Source organism: Streptomyces sp. NPDC037301 (assembly GCF_055602785.1).
This window is the reverse complement of the sequence record NZ_JBVJWD010000006.1, coordinates 289,012-304,897: the sequence shown is the minus strand read 5'-3', so window position 1 is coordinate 304,897 and position 15,886 is coordinate 289,012. Positions and strand designations below refer to the sequence as shown.

At 69.4% G+C, this 15,886-nt stretch carries 19 protein-coding genes; 18 read left to right on the top strand and 1 reads right to left on the bottom strand.

The window, feature by feature from the left end; genetic code table 11:
- The first annotated feature begins 220 nt into the window (after positions 1 to 220).
- From ACZ7IB_RS13650 to ACZ7IB_RS13610, 9 genes are all read left to right on the top strand, one after another.
- Positions 221 to 1,333, top strand: coding sequence for a C40 family peptidase (locus ACZ7IB_RS13650; protein ID WP_470912404.1), 1,113 nt, complete (start codon positions 221 to 223; stop codon positions 1,331 to 1,333).
- Positions 1,334 to 1,474: 141 nt separating this feature from the next.
- Complete coding sequence (locus ACZ7IB_RS13645; protein ID WP_317860199.1) at positions 1,475 to 1,789, top strand: DUF6112 family protein; 315 nt, start codon at positions 1,475 to 1,477, stop codon at positions 1,787 to 1,789.
- Positions 1,786 to 2,475, top strand: a complete 690-nt coding sequence (locus ACZ7IB_RS13640; protein ID WP_470912402.1) for a hypothetical protein — start codon at positions 1,786 to 1,788, stop codon at positions 2,473 to 2,475. Before ACZ7IB_RS13645 ends, ACZ7IB_RS13640 begins: the two co-directional genes overlap by 4 nt.
- A 35-nt stretch (positions 2,476 to 2,510) precedes the next feature.
- Complete coding sequence (locus ACZ7IB_RS13635; RefSeq protein ID WP_470912400.1) at positions 2,511 to 3,827, top strand: SCO6881 family protein; 1,317 nt, start codon at positions 2,511 to 2,513, stop codon at positions 3,825 to 3,827.
- Positions 3,828 to 3,907: 80 nt separating this feature from the next.
- The gene (locus tag ACZ7IB_RS13630; protein ID WP_470912399.1) at positions 3,908 to 5,380 is read left to right on the top strand and encodes an SCO6880 family protein; all 1,473 of its coding nucleotides are present in this window, start codon (positions 3,908 to 3,910) and stop codon (positions 5,378 to 5,380) included.
- A gap of 48 nt (positions 5,381 to 5,428) precedes the next feature.
- On the top strand, positions 5,429 to 5,881 hold the full coding sequence (locus ACZ7IB_RS13625) for a DUF6238 family protein (RefSeq protein WP_470912397.1): 453 nt from the start codon (positions 5,429 to 5,431) through the stop codon (positions 5,879 to 5,881).
- A gap of 31 nt (positions 5,882 to 5,912) precedes the next feature.
- Positions 5,913 to 7,418, top strand: a complete 1,506-nt coding sequence (locus ACZ7IB_RS13620) for a VirB4 family type IV secretion system protein (RefSeq protein WP_470912396.1) — start codon at positions 5,913 to 5,915, stop codon at positions 7,416 to 7,418.
- A gap of 55 nt (positions 7,419 to 7,473) precedes the next feature.
- Complete coding sequence (locus ACZ7IB_RS13615; protein ID WP_470912395.1) at positions 7,474 to 8,004, top strand: hypothetical protein; 531 nt, start codon at positions 7,474 to 7,476, stop codon at positions 8,002 to 8,004.
- 169 nt (positions 8,005 to 8,173) lie between these two features.
- Positions 8,174 to 8,965, top strand: coding sequence for an IS5 family transposase (locus tag ACZ7IB_RS13610; protein ID WP_266800602.1), 792 nt, complete (start codon positions 8,174 to 8,176; stop codon positions 8,963 to 8,965).
- Positions 8,966 to 8,974: 9 nt separating this feature from the next.
- Here the strand turns inward: ACZ7IB_RS13610 and ACZ7IB_RS13605 are convergent, their stop codons facing one another.
- Positions 8,975 to 9,514 carry a hypothetical protein gene (locus tag ACZ7IB_RS13605; protein WP_470912393.1) on the bottom strand — a complete coding sequence of 180 codons (540 nt, stop codon included), beginning with the start codon at positions 9,512 to 9,514 and terminating at the stop codon, positions 8,975 to 8,977.
- 419 nt (positions 9,515 to 9,933) lie between these two features.
- Between ACZ7IB_RS13605 and ACZ7IB_RS13600 the strand changes: the two genes are divergently transcribed.
- From ACZ7IB_RS13600 to ACZ7IB_RS13560, 9 genes are all read left to right on the top strand, one after another.
- On the top strand, positions 9,934 to 10,920 hold the full coding sequence (locus ACZ7IB_RS13600; RefSeq protein ID WP_470912391.1) for a hypothetical protein: 987 nt from the start codon (positions 9,934 to 9,936) through the stop codon (positions 10,918 to 10,920).
- Between the two features lie 36 nt (positions 10,921 to 10,956).
- Positions 10,957 to 11,751, top strand: a complete 795-nt coding sequence (locus ACZ7IB_RS13595; protein ID WP_470912389.1) for a hypothetical protein — start codon at positions 10,957 to 10,959, stop codon at positions 11,749 to 11,751.
- Between the two features lie 48 nt (positions 11,752 to 11,799).
- On the top strand, positions 11,800 to 12,855 hold the full coding sequence (locus tag ACZ7IB_RS13590; protein WP_470912507.1) for a DUF8094 domain-containing protein: 1,056 nt from the start codon (positions 11,800 to 11,802) through the stop codon (positions 12,853 to 12,855).
- A gap of 9 nt (positions 12,856 to 12,864) precedes the next feature.
- Positions 12,865 to 13,395 carry a hypothetical protein gene (locus tag ACZ7IB_RS13585; protein ID WP_470912388.1) on the top strand — a complete coding sequence of 177 codons (531 nt, stop codon included), beginning with the start codon at positions 12,865 to 12,867 and terminating at the stop codon, positions 13,393 to 13,395.
- Positions 13,396 to 13,572: 177 nt separating this feature from the next.
- Entirely contained in the window at positions 13,573 to 14,043 is a 471-nt protein-coding gene (locus tag ACZ7IB_RS13580) for a hypothetical protein (protein WP_470912386.1), read from the top strand.
- Positions 13,961 to 14,440 (top strand): hypothetical protein, encoded by a 480-nt coding sequence (locus ACZ7IB_RS13575; RefSeq protein ID WP_470912384.1) that lies wholly within the window; start codon positions 13,961 to 13,963, stop codon positions 14,438 to 14,440. The genes ACZ7IB_RS13580 and ACZ7IB_RS13575 overlap by 83 nt, the downstream gene beginning before the upstream one ends.
- The gene (locus ACZ7IB_RS13570) at positions 14,385 to 15,059 is read left to right on the top strand and encodes a hypothetical protein (RefSeq protein WP_470912381.1); all 675 of its coding nucleotides are present in this window, start codon (positions 14,385 to 14,387) and stop codon (positions 15,057 to 15,059) included. Before ACZ7IB_RS13575 ends, ACZ7IB_RS13570 begins: the two co-directional genes overlap by 56 nt.
- A 35-nt stretch (positions 15,060 to 15,094) precedes the next feature.
- Positions 15,095 to 15,538, top strand: a complete 444-nt coding sequence (locus ACZ7IB_RS13565) for a hypothetical protein (protein ID WP_470912378.1) — start codon at positions 15,095 to 15,097, stop codon at positions 15,536 to 15,538.
- On the top strand, positions 15,535 to 15,879 hold the full coding sequence (locus ACZ7IB_RS13560; protein WP_470912375.1) for a hypothetical protein: 345 nt from the start codon (positions 15,535 to 15,537) through the stop codon (positions 15,877 to 15,879). The genes ACZ7IB_RS13565 and ACZ7IB_RS13560 overlap by 4 nt, the downstream gene beginning before the upstream one ends.
- Positions 15,880 to 15,886: the final 7 nt, after the last annotated feature.

The window sequence follows — 15,886 nt, the reverse complement described above, 5'->3', positions numbered from 1 at the left end:
CTTCTGTCCCCGGCACACCTGGCCCATCTGCGGGTGCGGCTCATCGAGCGGCAACTCGCCTGTGCCGGCCAACACTTCAATCACGCACCTCGGTTGCCGGGGCCCTTCCACCACGCCATACACACACGGCACACCGGATCACGCACCCCAAGGACACCTGCATGACATGCCGCTACCCGCCCCTGCCCACATGCCGTGACCGCCGATCGGGCCGCACGGGTTGAAGGCGCTCGCCGCCGGCATCGGCGTCGTCTGTCTCTCCCCGCTCCTGCTCGCCGGCACCGGCATGGTGCTGGCTGTCTCCGCCGACGCCGTGCAGAGCAGCGGCTCGGTGAACCACTGTCTGACCGACATCGACACCGATGACGTCGCCGAGCAGGTCGCCAAGATTCTCGACGGTGCGTCAGGGAAGAACGCTCACATCGAGGGCCTGGACCTGCCCGCCGAGCAGGTCCCCAGTGCCCAGACGATCGTGGCCACCGGCCGCAGCCTCGACATCCCCAGGAAAGGGCAGGTCATCGCGCTCGCCACGGCGATGCAGGAGTCCCGGCTGCGCAACCTCAACTACGGCGACCGGGACTCGCTGGGCTTGTTCCAGCAGCGTCCTTCCCAGGGCTGGGGCACCGCCCAGCAGATCCACGACCCGGTCTACGCGAGCGAACAGTTCTACAAGCACTTGCTCAAGGTGAACGGCTGGCAGCAGATGACCGTCACCCAGGCCGCGCAGGCCGTCCAGAAGTCCGGCTGGCCGGACGCGTACGCGAAGTGGGAGTCCCTGGCCACCGCACTCCAGGCGGCCATTGCCAAGACCTTCCCCGGCGCCGACAAGGACGCAGAGGATAAAGGCGAACAGCCCGCAACCGGCTGCGCTCCGGACACGGACGGCTCCGGCTTCGGCCGCATCCCCGAGGGGAGCGTCCCGAAGGGATACAAGATCCCCAGGAACGCTGGCCCGAAGGCGCGCAAGGCCATCGAGTGGGCGATGTACCAGCTCGGCACGCTCTACCAGTGGGGCGGATCCTGCACCGACTCGCACGGACCCGACCCGATGGGCCGCTGCGACTGCAGCTCGCTGATGCAGCAGGCGTACGCGCACGCCGACATCACGCTCAGCCGCACCACGTACACGCAGGTCAACGAGGGCAAGGCGGTCTCGCCCAGCCAGCTCCAGCCCGGTGATCTGATTTTTAGCCGCGGCACCGCGAGCCGCCCCGAACATGTCGGCATGTACATGGGTGAGGGCCTCGTGATCGAGGCGCCTCGTACATCGAAACCGGTCCGGATCACCCCGATCAAGGACTGGACGATTCTCGCCGCCCGCCGCGTCCTCTGACGTCGCCCCGCCCGGACACCGCTCCGAGCGGGCCGCCGGTACGGCCCTCCCGCGCGTCCCGAACGCGCCTCCCTCTCCGCTTCTCCCTCTCCCCGCCAGCCTCTCGCCTGGCCCGCGTACGCAAGGAGCCCCGCCACACCTATGTCCCTCCCTCTCACGGACCGCGTCATCCAGCTCGCCTACGACCCGGGCATCTCCCCCCAGGGCGGGGGCCTGCCCGGCCTGAGCGTGCTGAAGAACGTCGTCAACTCGATCAACTTGTTCGGGATCGTCGCCGTCGTCGGTGCCCTCGCCGTCTCGCTCGGCGTGTGGGCCTGGGGCCACCACACCGGCGGCCACCAGGCCGAGGCCAACGGCAAGAAGGGCGCCCTCGTCTCCGCGGGCGCCGCGCTCGGACTCGGCGCCGCAAACGGAATCGTCGCGTTCTTCTCAAGCTTGGGGTCGCAGATCCAGTGAAACGACCCCCCGCCCTCTCGCTGTCCTCCTACGGCGTGGGCTGGACGGCCAACAGGCGCATCGCGATTGTCGCTCTGGTTGTCACCGTCCTGCTCGCCACCGCGGCCACCGTCGCTTGGCTGTCCGGCAGCAAGGACACTCACCAGCCCCCGGGCCGCACCACCCAGGCCCCGGCGAGCAGCCCGTCCGTCTCCGAGACCGTCCCGAAGCCCGTTGCCGGATCCAGGTCCGTGGCCAAGCCCCCGCAGATCGCTGAGCCCGTCGCCTACGCCAAGGCTGCGGCACAGATGCTGTGGTCCTACAACACCCGCGACACCGACCGCGACCAGCAACTTGCCGGCATGCGTGCCTGGATGACCGATGAGACCGCGTACGCGGACTGGCCCTCTGTCTCCGGCCAGGTCCCTGACCCGGTGCTCTGGTCGCGGATGGCCGACCAGGACCAGCACGCCACCGCCAGCATCACCGAGGGCCACTTCCCCTCCGCGTTCAAGGCTGCCCTGGCCGACGACCCATCCGCGATCACCAAGGCATACATCTACGTCGTCACCGTCAACGGCAAGCAGCAGATCTCCTGGAAGAAAGGCGGGGGCGGAGCCGAGGACCGCGCCGTGACCCTCGCCGTGCAGTGCCGCCCCGACCACGACTGCGCCCTGGCCGCCATCGCTCCGAACGTGACGCAGTGACCCGCACCTGACACAAGAAAGGAGGGGCAACTCCCGTGGGTTTCTGTGATCTCCCCCTGGCCGACAAGCTGTGCGCCGTCGGCGACGCGGTCTCTTTCGCCTCGGACCCCGCCCAGGCCATCGGCAACTGGATGATGAAGTCAGCAGGTGAACTGGCGGCAGCCGCCGCCGATCTGGCGGCCGAGGTGGTGAACACCACCACCAACGTGGACCTGAACGCCGGCTGGTTCCGCGACAACTACGAAATGCTGCTGCCTCTGGGCCTGGTCCTGCTGGTCGCGACGTTCTGCGCGCAGCTCGTCCGTGCCGCAGTCAAACGCGACGGGCAGGCCCTCACCCAGGCATTCACCGGCACCATGTCCGGCGTCTTGTTCGCCTTCTGCTGCATCGCCCTGACCACGGTCGCCATCGAGGTCGTCGATGTCATCAGCGACGGCCTGTTCAAAACCGCGCACCTGAGCATCGAGTCGGCGGTGCGTCGCATCGTGCTGGTCAACATGATCGCTTCCCTGTCGGGCATGGGCTGGCTCGTCCCGGTCGTCGCCGGTCTCGGCTCCGCCGTCGGCGCCTTTCTCTACTGGTGCGTGATGATGGTCCGCAAGGTCGGCATCCTCGTCATGGTCACCCTGGCGATCTTCGCCGGGGCCGGCGGCGGCTGGGAGGTCGCCCGCCGCTGGCGGCGCGGCTGGATCGAGGCCACCGCCACCCTCGTCGTCAGCAAGCTGCTGATGACCGTGATCTTCGTGCTCGGTATCTCCGCCATGGGCAAGACCGAGGCCAAAGACGGTGTCGCCGCACTGGCAGATGTCATGTCCGGCATCGTGGTCATGGTGCTGGTGCTGCTGTGCCCGTACGCGGTCTTCAAGTTCGTGCACTGGGCAGCCGACGGCACCGACGGCGAGTCCATCCACCGCGCCGGCGGCGCCGGAGCACAGATCGCCAGGGCACATGCCGAGAAGGCTGGCCGCAAGGTAGCAGCGGCAGCAGCCACCGCCGGAACCGGCGGTGCCGCAGCCGGTACGGAAGCCGCCCCTCAAGGCCCCGACGCCGGCTTCCCCGGCGACATCGCCGCCAACCCGACCGGCAACGGCAAGGAAGATTCAAGCACCGGTCTTCTGGAGAAGGCCGTCCAGCCCCCGCCGACGAGTGTCTCCGACGACACCAGCGGCCAGGTGGGCGGCAGCCCGGGCTCCGGTGACTCCGGAACGAACCCCGTGCCCGGTCAGAGCGGCGGATGGCAGTCCAACCCGCCGACCACGACCCCGCCGCCGCAGGGCGCACCGCCGTCCTCCGGCTCGCAGCACGCCACGCCCAGCGCAACAGCTGGGCCGCCGCCCCCGACCGGCCTCTGATCCTCTGCCCGCTTCCCGGGGGCGCGGCGTGCTCCGTACGCCCCGCCCCCGGGCCCCTCCACGCCTCCAGGACCCGCCCCTTGTCTGACCTCTCCGTCGCCCCGGTCACGGTGAAATTCCCACACCGGACCCGCCGAGGCATCCTCCTCGGCCTCACCCTGCCCCAGCTTGTGCTCGTATCCTGCGCCCTGGCGCTGCTGCTGGTGACGGTCATCTCCACCGGACTTCTCGGCGCCATTGCCCTGGCCCCGCTGTGGGCAGCGGTCGCCGCCCTGGTCACGGTCCGCCGCAACGGCCGGTCCCTGATCGAATGGGCTCCGATCGTCACCCGCTACGCGCACCGCCGCCGCACCGGGCAGACCCTGTGGCTGGCCAGGCCCGTCACCCGCCCCCGGCAGGACGGCATCCTTCACCTCCCCGGCACCGCCGCCTCCCTCAAGGTCGTCACCCCCGGCGACTCCGCCAACGGTGCCGCGGCCGTCCACGACCCGCACCAGCAGACCCTCACCGCCATCGCCCGCGTCTCCTCCCGCGCCTTCGTGCTGCTCGACCCGGCCGCTCAGAACCACAACGTAAGCAGCTGGGGCCGAGCCCTCGCCGGAACCGCCCGCACCGGGCACGTCGCCACGGTGCAGGTCCTGGAGCGCACCGTCCCCGACTCCGGCGACACCCTCGCCCGGCACTGGGCCCACAACGGCCACCCCGAGGCCCCGGTCGCCGGGCAGGTCTACTCCGAACTGGTCGCCGCCGCCGGGCCCGCCGCAGCTCCGCACGAGACGTACATCGCGATCTCCCTCGATCTCAAAGCCGCCAAGCGCCTGATATCGCAGGCCGGCGGTGGGCTACCCGGCGCGATCACTGTCATGGAGCAGACCACTGCCAGCATCGCCCAGGCCGCCCGGAACGCCGGTCTGATGGTCACCGGGTGGCTCAGCGCCCGGGAGATCGCCGCCGTCATCCGCACCGCCTACGACCCCAAAGCGCTCTCCGCCCTGCAACAGTGGTCCGAATCCGGCCGGGCCGAAGCAGACCCCGCAGCAGCCGGGCCCGTCGTCCAGGTCGAGGAGTACGACCGGATCGCCACCGACTCCGCCCGCCACGCGACCTACTGGGTGGAGAACTGGCCGCGGACCGAGATGGGCGCGGGATTCCTGCACGGCCTGATGTTCACAGCCGGCGTCCGCCGGACCCTCTCCCTCACATACGTGCCTCAACGGCTGGAGTCCGCACTGCGCGACGTCCAGCGCAAGAAGGCACAGATCATCGCGGACGCCAGCGAGCGCACCCGTCGCGGCCAGGTCGACAGCGAAGAGGACTCCGTCGAGTACGCCGACGTCAAGACACGTGAACGGCAGCTCATCGCAGGGCACGCCGATGTCTCACTGACCGGCCTGGTCACCGTCACAGCCGAGACCGATGCCCTCCTGGACGCCGCCTGCGCACAGATCGAGACCGCCGCCGTCACCGCCGGCGTCGACCTGCGCCGCCTGCTCTTCCAGCAGCCCGACGCCTTCGCCGTCTCCGCACTGCCGCTGGCCCGCACCACTCTCTGACCCCACTGCCCTCCGCACCACCACGGCGGCAGGAAGGACCACGTCCCTTTGACCTCTCCTCCGCGTGCCGACGACGCACACCCCTACCTCCGAGCTGCCACCGCCGGCATCCGCCACCACACCCACGCCCTGGGACGGTCGGCCCCGCCGGAGCCGGCGGACCGCCTCCACCTCGACGTCGTCCACGCTCATCTCACCGCCCTGCTACGGCTCGTCGACCAGCTCTCCGGGGCTGCACGCCCCCCGCATCCGGGCGCAGGCCGACACCTCGCCTCCGCCCACACCCGCCTGTGGCAGGCCACCGCCGCCGTGCACGACGCCTTCCACCTCCTGCCATCCGCAGCCGCCGACTCCAGCGAATGCCGGCCCGACAGTCTTCCGGAAGGCCCGCCGTTCATGACGATCTGCCAGCGCCACCTCGCCGCCGGACACATCGTCCGCCGCAAGACCACCCCCACCGACCTCGACCGCCCGCCCCACATCACTGCATGCCTGCGATGACCGCCCCTCGCAGCCGAAACGAGGGCCCCCGATGAGCCACCGGCCCGCCCGCCGCGCCTCCGCCAGCCCCCTGTTCACCCCGCACGGAACCGACCGGGCCAGCCGCAAGGCCGCCCGCCGCCAACTCGCCGAAGCCACCGCCAAGGCCCGCGCCGAAGCGACCGTGCACCCGGCGGACAGCGCACCCACCGACCACGAAACACCCGCCCCGCTGTACCCGGTCAGCGGACGCCCCGGTCATGCTTCCGCCCGCGGGAACAAGCTGAGACTGCCCTCCCACCGCATGACCACCGCAGTCGCCGCCGGCGCGTACCCCTTCCTCGCCGAAGGCGGGCTCGGCGCCGAGGGCATCTACATCGGCCGCGACGTCCACGCCGAGGCATCGTTCGTGTTCGACCCGTTCGCCCTGTACGGGAAGGTCGACGGGTTCACCAACCCGAACGTGCTGCTGGCCGGGGTCATAGGCCAGGGGAAGAGCGCACTGGCCAAGAGCTTCGCGCTCCGGTCGGTCGCCTTCGGCTACCGCATCTACGTCCCGTGCGACCCGAAGGGTGAGTGGACGCCCGTCGCAAAGGCGTTGGGTGGCACGTCCGTTGCCCTCGGTCCTGGGCTCCCGGGCAAGCTGAATCCGCTGGATGCCGCGCCTCGGCCAGAAAGCGTCTCCGAGGCCGACTGGGTCAGCGAGATCCGCAAGAGACGCCTTCTTTTGCTCGGCTCCCTGGCCCGGACCGTTCTCGGCCGGGACCTGCTGCCCATGGAACATACGGCGCTCGACGTCGCCCTCGACCATGTCGTCACCAGGGCCGCCGACACGGGCCACACCCCGCTCCTCGGCGATGTCGCCGCTGCCCTCAACAACTCCGCCACCCTCGACGAGGCCGTCGGGATGATGTCGGGACAGCTCGGCGAGGCGGCCCGTGACCTCGCCCACGCCATGCGTCGCCTCGTCCATGGAGACCTGGCCGGCATGTTCGACGCCCCCTCCACCGTCACGTTCGACCCGACCGCGCCGATGCTCAGCATCGACCTCTCCCGGCTCGGCGGATCCGGCGACGACACCGCTCTCGTCCTCGCCATGACCTGTGCCTCCGCCTGGATGGAGTCCGCGCTCTCGGACCCGTCCGGAGGCCGGCGCTGGATCGTGTACGACGAGGCGTGGCGGTTGATGCGGCACGTCGGACTGCTCCAGCGCATGCAGGCCCAGTGGAAGCTCAGCCGCGGCCTCGGCATCGCCAACCTCATGGTGATCCACCGGCTGTCCGACCTGCTCACCGCCGGCGACGCCGGATCACAGGGGCGCGCCCTGGCCGAAGGACTCCTCGCCGACTGCTCCACCCGCATCATCTACCGCCAGGAGACCGACCAACTCCACGCGGCGGCCTCCCTCCTCGGCCTGACCTCCGTCGAAATGGACGCCATCGCCCACCTCAACCGAGGACGTGGCCTGTGGAAGGTCGCCGGACGGTCTTTCATCGTGCAACACCTCCTGCACAGCCACGAGCTGCAGCTCTTCGATACCGACGCTCGCATGCACTGAAACAGTGCCGAGTTCACCAATACCGACGTGTTGATCCCAACGAACGGAGTCACACATGAGCATTTCCCAGCCGGACTACTGGGAGTACGAAGGCTCGCGCCGCAAACCCCCATGGCTTCCGGAGAAGGCCCCGCCCCCGTCCGTCGCAGTCCAGCCCGAACCGTACGTACAGCCGCCGGACTCCGGCCTCTCCGTCCGCGCTGCGACGGACGCTCTCCAAGCCGCACACGATATTGATCAGTTCACCAAGGTGTTCGACCACACCGTCGATGAAGGTCACGGTGCTTTCGCCCAGGCGCACCTCTTCCTGGAAAGCGCAGCCAACTGGTGCCGCGACCGTGGCGCACTCGACTCCGCAGGAGACCTGGAGTCGTGGGCGATCCGTCTGGAGGAGCTGATCGAAGACGTCCGACTCCTACCGGAATCGTTGGGAATTGAATCTGCCTGGCGGTCCAGGGACGAGCTCGGGAAACAGGCCGCCCTCCAACCGTCTCCATCCACATCCACAACCAAACCCGCACCCGTCCGGCCCACTGACGGCCCGCGCGCCGGAACAGCTGCGCCACCGGCGGGACGCCGCCGCTGACTCCTGTGGATCCACTTCGTCACGCCGCGGACGACAAGGAACCGGCAGTAAGGACTCCTAACGGAATGAAGCCGGGGAATGACCATGCGTCAGATTCTTTTCCTTCTGCATCGGTACGAGTTGGGGGTGCGAGGCGGCTACTGGGACGGTCAGGGGCAAGCCGTGGGAGATCGAGGATGGGTTGTGGGAGCGGATCGAGCCGCTGCTGCCGGTGGTGGAGCGGCGCTTCCGGTACCCCGGACGCAAGCGGTTTGACCAGCGCAAAGTCATGTGCGGGATCCTGTTCGTGCTGTACACCGGGATCCGTTGGGAGTTCCTGCCGCAGGAACTGGGCTTCGGCTCGGGGATGACCTGCTGGCGGCGGCTGCGGGACTGGAACGAGGCGGGAGTGTGGCAGCAACTGCACGAACTCCTGCTCGCCGAACTGCGCGCCAGCGACGTACTCGACCTGTCCCGCGCCTCCGTCGACGGCTCCCACCTGCGGGCCTTGAAGGGCGGAGACGCCACCGGGCGCTCGCCGGTGGACCGGGGCAAGACAGGCAGCAAGCACCACGTCATCGTCGACGCTCACGGCATCCCGCTGGCCGCCACCGTGACCGGCGGCAACCGCAACGACGTCACCCAGCTCCTGCCCCTGATCCACGCCGTGCCGCCGATCCGCGGCAAGCGCGGACGACCCCGCCAGCGCCCCGACGTGCTCTACGCCGACCGCGGCTACGACCACGACATCTACCGCCGCCAGGTCCGCGACCTGGGCATCCGCCCGCTCATCGCCCGCCGCGGCACCGAGCACGGCAGCGGCCTGGGCAGGAACCGCTGGGTCGTGGAGGCAGCCTTCGCCCTCCTGCACTGGTTCCGCCGACTGCGCATCCGCTGGGAAATCCGCGCCGACATCCACCAAGCGTTCCTCACCCTCGGCTGCGCGATCATCTGCTGGCGACGCCTCAAAACCTCATTCTGATCTGAGTCCTTAGAGGCCGCCGATCTTGACGGGGAGCTTCTGGAGGGTTGCGACCACGGTGTCAGGGTCTTCCGGGTCGATCAGGTCGACCGGATTCTGCAGCTGATACATGTCGCCCCGCGGCGGGTACTGGGTGAGTTTGCCGATGAGCTTGGCCGGGTCCTTCGTGGTCAGGACCAACGGGTTGTCGCCGTCGCCGGGCTGCTCGATGGTCATCTTGAAAGGCAGGACCCAGATGTTCTCGAACCTCGGTGGGTATTTCTGGATCATCCGCAGCAGACTCTTCGCGTCGACATCGTCGTTGTCCTGCTCGATCGTGATGCGCCCCGTGGCGCCGCCCTCCTCCGGGGCGGGCAGGTCCGCGGAGATTTTGAAACCGACCGTCCTCATCCGCACGCTGTCGACCGGGTCGTGGGGGTTGACGTCGATGCGGTGCTTGATGCCGCCCCTGAAGTCCACGTTGACCAGCGAGGTCCGGATCTTCAGGGGGGTGTTGATTCCGAGCACGCTGCACGGGATCTCCGCACCGATGGGAGGCAGTGATGGCATAGGGATTCCCCTGTTCGAATTGGGTGTTGGGACTGTCGAGCACGCCGGCCTCGGATGCCGCCCACGCCGGACGGACAACTCATCTCCCACGCTCAGCGCAGCTCCGAAAGCTCAACGGGCAACATGATCCAAAAGAAACGGCCTAGCCCGCGCCGACACCCCGACCCTAGGGAGTTTTCTGAACCGCCCCGCCAACTTCAGCGACGCCGACTGGGCCGAGTACCTGCAGTGCCAAGCCGAGCACGACGACCTCATGGACCAGTTCACCGACAGAGAGGCTCAGATGGAGCAGGGCCTGCTCGACGCATACGACGAGTGCGACTTCGACTTCGGTCCCTCCCGCCTCTCGGTTCAGCCGCCCCGTCCCGCACACCGGCTCCCGTCGTTTCGTCCCGGCTCCGCCCCGCGCGGGAGCGTCCGTGGGTGCTGACAGCAAGGACGACACGGTCACCTTCCACAACGAAGGGCGCCACGCCGAGGCCGGTGCTTCACCGCTCGCACCGCTCCCTGACCACCGCAACACGAGCACTGCGTGGTGGCAGGAGTTGTGGCGCCGCCACGCGCACATCACCACCCCGCTGCGCCAGCGCGGACTGGAGTGCAACCTTGAGTTCGCTCTGAGTGCGTACGTGGTGCATGTACCGCTCCCCGACGACAGTTACCTGATCATTTCTCCGCCGCAGGAGCCGCCTTCCAGCCGTCCGCCGGGGGATCCGGAGGGGTGGTCCGTCACCCGTCAACACCCCGACGACCATGCGCTGTACGAGGTCGTCTACGACTCGGTGCCCGCAGACGACCCCCATGCCCCTGCACGTCCCGAGGTACGCAACGGCGGCAGCGCCTCGCTCCTGATCGAGGCGATCGATAGGCGGCTCAGGCAACTCGGACTGCTTCCCGCTCCGCCCTCACCTACCGAGCTTCCCTTCATGTCCACAGCCCCGCCTCCCCACGCACCTGAGACTTTGGACCACGCTGGCGTTGCCCGGACTACGGGCGCCTCCTTTGGCCCGGCCGCTGATGCGGACCGCACCACCACGTACGTCTACGGCGACGCAGTGCTCGCCATCACGGACCGGCTCAACGGGGCCAAGTCGTACGCGGAGGCTGCGGCGTTGCTGGGCCAGATCCTGGAGCCGACCGACGGCCTGCTGGAGCGGGTAGGGGAGCTGCTCGAAGCGGCGGGCGAGAAGGCCAAGGAAGCCGAGGAGGACGACGGGTTCGACCTGGGATGTGACCTCGCCGACGCGGCTGCCGACCTCCGGAACGTTGTGGAGAACCTGCACGTGGCCGAGGACCGGATGCGAGCACTCACCGCTCCCCCGCCGCCACACCGGCCGACGGCAACCCCGGCCCGCGCGCCACGGCTTCCCCTGCCTGCTCTTCCAACCAGCGGGCACAGGCGCTGACGCCGCCGCCGCGCCCCCGAACGCCATCAGGAGCCCATGCCCACGTCACGCACCGACCTCTCCGCCTTCGCCACCGGTCTGGCCGCCCGCCTGCCCGGGCCCTGGACCAGCACGTACCAGCGCCACGCCGCGTACAAGGACCAGTACCGCACGACCAATCAGCTCTGGGACTCAGGGCACGTCGACTACGTCGTCAGCACCTACGTCCTCCCTCACGAGGCCGTCCTCCGCGGCCCCGAAGGTGAGCGGCTCTACGTCACCCACCGGCCCCGGTACTCCCACCAGTTCGTCGTTGCCGCACTCCAACCCGCCAGCAACGGCCTCAAGCCCCACCACTTCTACGGGGTCGAGGAACCCAACGGCATCGCCGTCCCCAGCGACCCCGTGCGGGCCGCTGCCCGCGTCACCCGTCGGTTGCTGCCCCGCTACGAGCAGGCCCTGCGCGAGGTGCTCCACAACGCGGCGGAACAGCCCGAGCCCCCGCACCGGCCCGCCCCACCACAGGTACCCCAGGTCCTCACCCTGACCTACTACGACGACGGAGCCCTCGGTGTGCCGTACGAGAACGTGCCACCGGACGTCCGCATGGCGCTGTTCGCCCACGGCTTCCAGTACCACCCCCACCAGGCGTCCTTCCTGCTGCCCGCCGCGTACGGCGAGGTCGGCCGCGCACTGCGCCTCCAAGCCCTGACCCAGAAGCTCGCCCCCCTGGGCCTCGGCGTGAACCTCCGCCGACACAGCACAACACGCGCCGCTCCGCCATCCACCACAACCGCGCAGCCGGCCTCCCCCTCGGCCACCCGCACATCCGCAGGTGCCCGCCACCAGTAGGCCAACCGTCCCGCGACTCAGTCCTTCCTCCCAACGTATGGAGCCCTCATCCGTTCCGCTCGACGCACCCTTCCACTGATCACCACCACTCTCTGTATCGCCCTGGCCGCCACCGCCTGCAGCACGGGCAGCGACAGCGCCGACACCACCGAGAAGAGGCGGTCGCCCAGCGCCGCCACCCCTGCGAAGCCGGCCCCGGCTCTCACCCCGGCCGAGGCCCGCGATGCCATCACCCACTACTCGACGACGAACAACCTCGCGTACGCCGCGAAGGACCGCGCGCTCCTCGACACCATTGAGGGCGGCCCGCGATACGTGATGTCGCTGGCCGACCTCAAGGAGGACGAGGGGCTCCCGAAGGCCGACCGGAAGCCGTTCCGTGCCTGGTCGTACGACGTGACCCAGACCGACCTCTACATCCCGCGCCTCGCAGCTGGGAAGCAGAAGTGGTTTGCCGCCATCACCCGCGCCGGCAGCTCACAGCAGTACGCCCGTGTCCTGGTCCTGTCCGAGGACACGAAGACCAAGAAGTGGGAGATGGTTTCGACCGTCGACATCGACGATCCGCAGCAGCTCCCGCAGATCGTGCTCGACCAGGACGGCTACGCCACTGCCGTCGACCCGGCCTCCACCAAGCTCGCCGCCCCGGTCGATGTGATGCGCGCGGCCGTCGGCGACAACTTCGCCACCGGGGGCGAGCAGACAGGCCGGAAGGTGTTCGCCCCGACGAAGGCATCCGAGCAGCAGGTCAAGGTCCACCAGAGCGTGAACAAGTTCGGGACGCGAGGCACCACCCGATTCACTGCTCAGAAGCCCGAGTATCCCGACGCCTACGCGCTGAAGACGTCGGCCGGAGCGCTCGTCGTGTTCTCCCACACACACGCCCAGCACGACGCGTCCACCACTCCGGGTCTGCGGATCATGCCGGAGAAGCACGATCGGGCATGGCTCGGCACCAGCCCGCGCCCGGCCTTCACCTGCTCGGACGTCGCCGCTGTCTCAGACGTCGCCGCTGTCCCCAGCACGCCGGGCCCGTCGGCCCTGCTCGGCTACGGCTGCCGCCGCACCAACGCCGAGGCGGCCGGTCCGAGCACCACTGTCTAGGAGCCCGACATGCACCCCGACTTCGAGCTGTACGACAACGGCGGCCTGACCTACGAGCAGATCGCAGCCGCGCACTTCGGTATCGCCACCCGCGACGACCTGCTGCGCTGGGCCCGCCGCGATGCCGAGCCGTTCCTCGCCGAGCACCCGCTGCCATCGGAGCCCCTGCCGGCACCGGACGCGGCCCCGTATCTCGCGGCCCTCGCCGCAGCGCGGACCCCCGCCGAGGTCAGCGCTATCACCCAGCACCTCCTGGACGCGGCCCATCCCGCGCTGAGCACGGTGAGCGACCTCCTCATGTCCATCGCACAGTGGGGCAACCGCCAACGAGGTGCGGAACAGGGGACTCCGCCCAGGATGCTGCTGGAAGCGGCCAGCCGCAGCCTGTCCGTGCTCGGCCTCGCCGACGAGGCCGATCTCACCGTCCTGCGCGACGAGTACGACCCCGCGCCCGCACCACGGCCGGCTTCGAAAACACCCCCGAGTCTTCCCCCGGCTCCGCCCGTCCCGCCGCCGGCCGGTCCGACACCCGGCCGCTAGCCACACCCCTGGAGAGTTCACCTGTCGACCCGTTCTTTCATCGCCCACCCCACCCCGACCGGGTACACCGGTGTATATATCCACCTCGACGGCGGGCCCGAATCGAAACTGCCTCTGCTGCTCGCCGCGTTTCAGTACCGCTTTGGCCGGGACCTGGATGCCATGACGCAGCACCTCGTGGACGACGTTGCCGTCGGCTGGGAGGAACTGGGCTCCGATCTCCTCGACGGAGCCCCGCCCGAGACCGTCACCGCCCTTACATGGGGAGACCGGTGGCCCAGCCGCACGATGGACACCCTGATGACCCTGGACGGCTCCCCGCCGGTGCGCATGACGGTCACCGAGACGACCGCCGCCGACCAGGACATGGCCTGGGGATACGTCCTGCGCCCCCAGGGCCTTGAAGTGATCCCCGTGCAGTACGCCCCATCCGGCACCGTCTTCAACTGGGACTCCGACCCCTGCACCGACTTCAGCGACCCCACCGCCTGGAACACCGTGGCATTTCCGCAACCTTCCCCAGCCCCAGGCGCACGCCACACATCCCCGCCGAAGGAGGCGCCCTGTGGACCTCACCGAGCTCGCCCGATTGGCCACGTCAGGCAGAAGCACGTCAGGTGGCGGCGTCGCCGGACAGTCCTCCTGTGAAATCACCCTGTTCACCAGTTCTCGCGATGGCATCGTCGCACTCGTCGACGGCGATAACTGGCGCTGGGCGCACACCACGTTGGACACCGCAGGATTCGAGAAATCCGGCGACGGCAACCGCGCTATCCCGCTGACGGATCTCGACCGCACCCGCGAGGTCCTGCTCACCCTCGGCGTGGTCGCCGAGATCACCCAGATCAAGATCACACCGAGCAGTGAAACCTACATCGGCGACTTCGCACGCGACCTGGTCGATCACCTGCCGGGCCAGTGGAGCGTAGGGGTCGAGAGCTACGCGATGCGCGTCTGGCAGGGAGACCTCGCCGCCTGCATGCCCGTCCATGGCTGCCACGCTGGAACAGCGCCGTGTGCGGTGGGCGGCCGTGCTTCGGCGTGACGACGGGGCCGAGCTCGCCATCATCCGTGCCCCCCAGCGCGACCTGTACCACATCGGCGCGCTCCACCCCGGCAACCTGCATCCCGACGGACTCGTCACCCCGCCCGCAAGCGTGACCGTGCAGCCGATGCCGGCCTCCGCCGCCTGGCAGATCAACTCCCGCCTGCTGCCTGCCTACACGCGGGCCGTGCTCCACTGCCAGGTCAACTCCCTGAAGGAGGACCTGGACCGGACACGTCAGACCTACGATTCGGGCGCAGTTCCTGAGCCAGCGCCGAAGGATCTCATCGACTCCTTCGCCCGCTTCACCACGACGGCACCGCAGGTCACCGCCGCAGTGCGCGCCCTGGCCGCGCAGAGCGAGCACGAGGCTGCTGTCCTCCAGCGGGTGGCAGACGTCATTGCCGCTGGGGCCCGGGCCGGCACCGAGACCGCCGTGGCCCCTAGCACCGATCAGGTGGCCTGGTGGCTCGCCGAAGGCGGCGAGAGCCTCATCGACCTGGCTCGCCGCTCCGTGCCCAACAGTGAACCGCCCGCCACCGAGACGGGCCGGACCATCGCCTCCCCGCGTGCGCTTCCGCCCGCACCGGCCCGAAACGCCCCCAGCCCTCGCCGCTGACCCACGGCGCCCTACCGGAAGGAGATTCTCCCTCTTTGGACCCCGACATCCACTTCGTCTTCGGCAGCCACCCCCAGCACGGCTACGTCGCCGGCTTCAACTCCTCGCTTCCCGCTCACCTCGCCGACTGGTTCCTCACCCGTGTCCAGTTCGAGGCCGTCCCCGGTGAGCCGGGCCTGTACCAGCTCACCGAACCTGAGCACGACGGCCCGCGCCGAACCCGCCAGGCCGCCCAGGCCCTGCGCGCGCAGGGCTACGCCGTACACATCGACACCGACATCGCCTACGCTCCGGCCAGTTTCCCGCACCTTGTGCGGCCGAACGGGCTCACCGAGCGCCGCAGACGCATCGCCCAGGCTTCCACGGGCCGATCACCCCAGCGCAGCGCAGCGCCGACGACCTCGCCGCCCTCCGCCCGCCCGATCCCACCGAAGCCCACCTACGCGCCCACCGTTCACCTCGCGGGACACGGCAGGTGAACGCCTCTCCGGAGCCGATCCGCATCGCCCGAGCACAGTGTGGCCAGGTCGAGGTCGAAGGCGACTTCGATGCCTTCGCCGGGCACATCCTGCTCCGCGCCGGCTTCCTCTCCGTGCGGTCGTTGCACGGCCGCACGATCCGCCTCCCAATCGGCATGGGACACGACTGGGAGAAGGAACAGTCGACCTGGGCCGCGCAGATGTTGACCACCGCCCGCTATCCCGTGCGCCTCGACCCGGGCCTCGATACCCGCCGCACTCCACCCAACAGGCCCGCGGGTCTGGTCCGACCGCCCGCTATGACCGCCCAAGCACCCCCGCCCCGAGCAACACACCACTGAGCCCGAC

Bases quoted from the DNA above. Each gene is read 5' to 3' on its own strand.
- ACZ7IB_RS13615 (WP_470912395.1), top strand. From the start codon at position 7,474: ATGAGCATTTCCCAGCCGGACTACTGGGAGTACGAAGGCTCGCGCCGC.
- ACZ7IB_RS13605 (WP_470912393.1), bottom strand. From the start codon at position 9,514: ATGCCATCACTGCCTCCCATCGGTGCGGAGATCCCGTGCAGCGTGCTC.
- ACZ7IB_RS13645 (WP_317860199.1), top strand. From the start codon at position 1,475: ATGTCCCTCCCTCTCACGGACCGCGTCATCCAGCTCGCCTACGACCCG.
- ACZ7IB_RS13585 (WP_470912388.1), top strand. From the start codon at position 12,865: ATGCACCCCGACTTCGAGCTGTACGACAACGGCGGCCTGACCTACGAG.
- ACZ7IB_RS13570 (WP_470912381.1), top strand. From the start codon at position 14,385: ATGGCTGCCACGCTGGAACAGCGCCGTGTGCGGTGGGCGGCCGTGCTT.
- ACZ7IB_RS13620 (WP_470912396.1), top strand. From the start codon at position 5,913: ATGAGCCACCGGCCCGCCCGCCGCGCCTCCGCCAGCCCCCTGTTCACC.
- ACZ7IB_RS13595 (WP_470912389.1), top strand. From the start codon at position 10,957: ATGCCCACGTCACGCACCGACCTCTCCGCCTTCGCCACCGGTCTGGCC.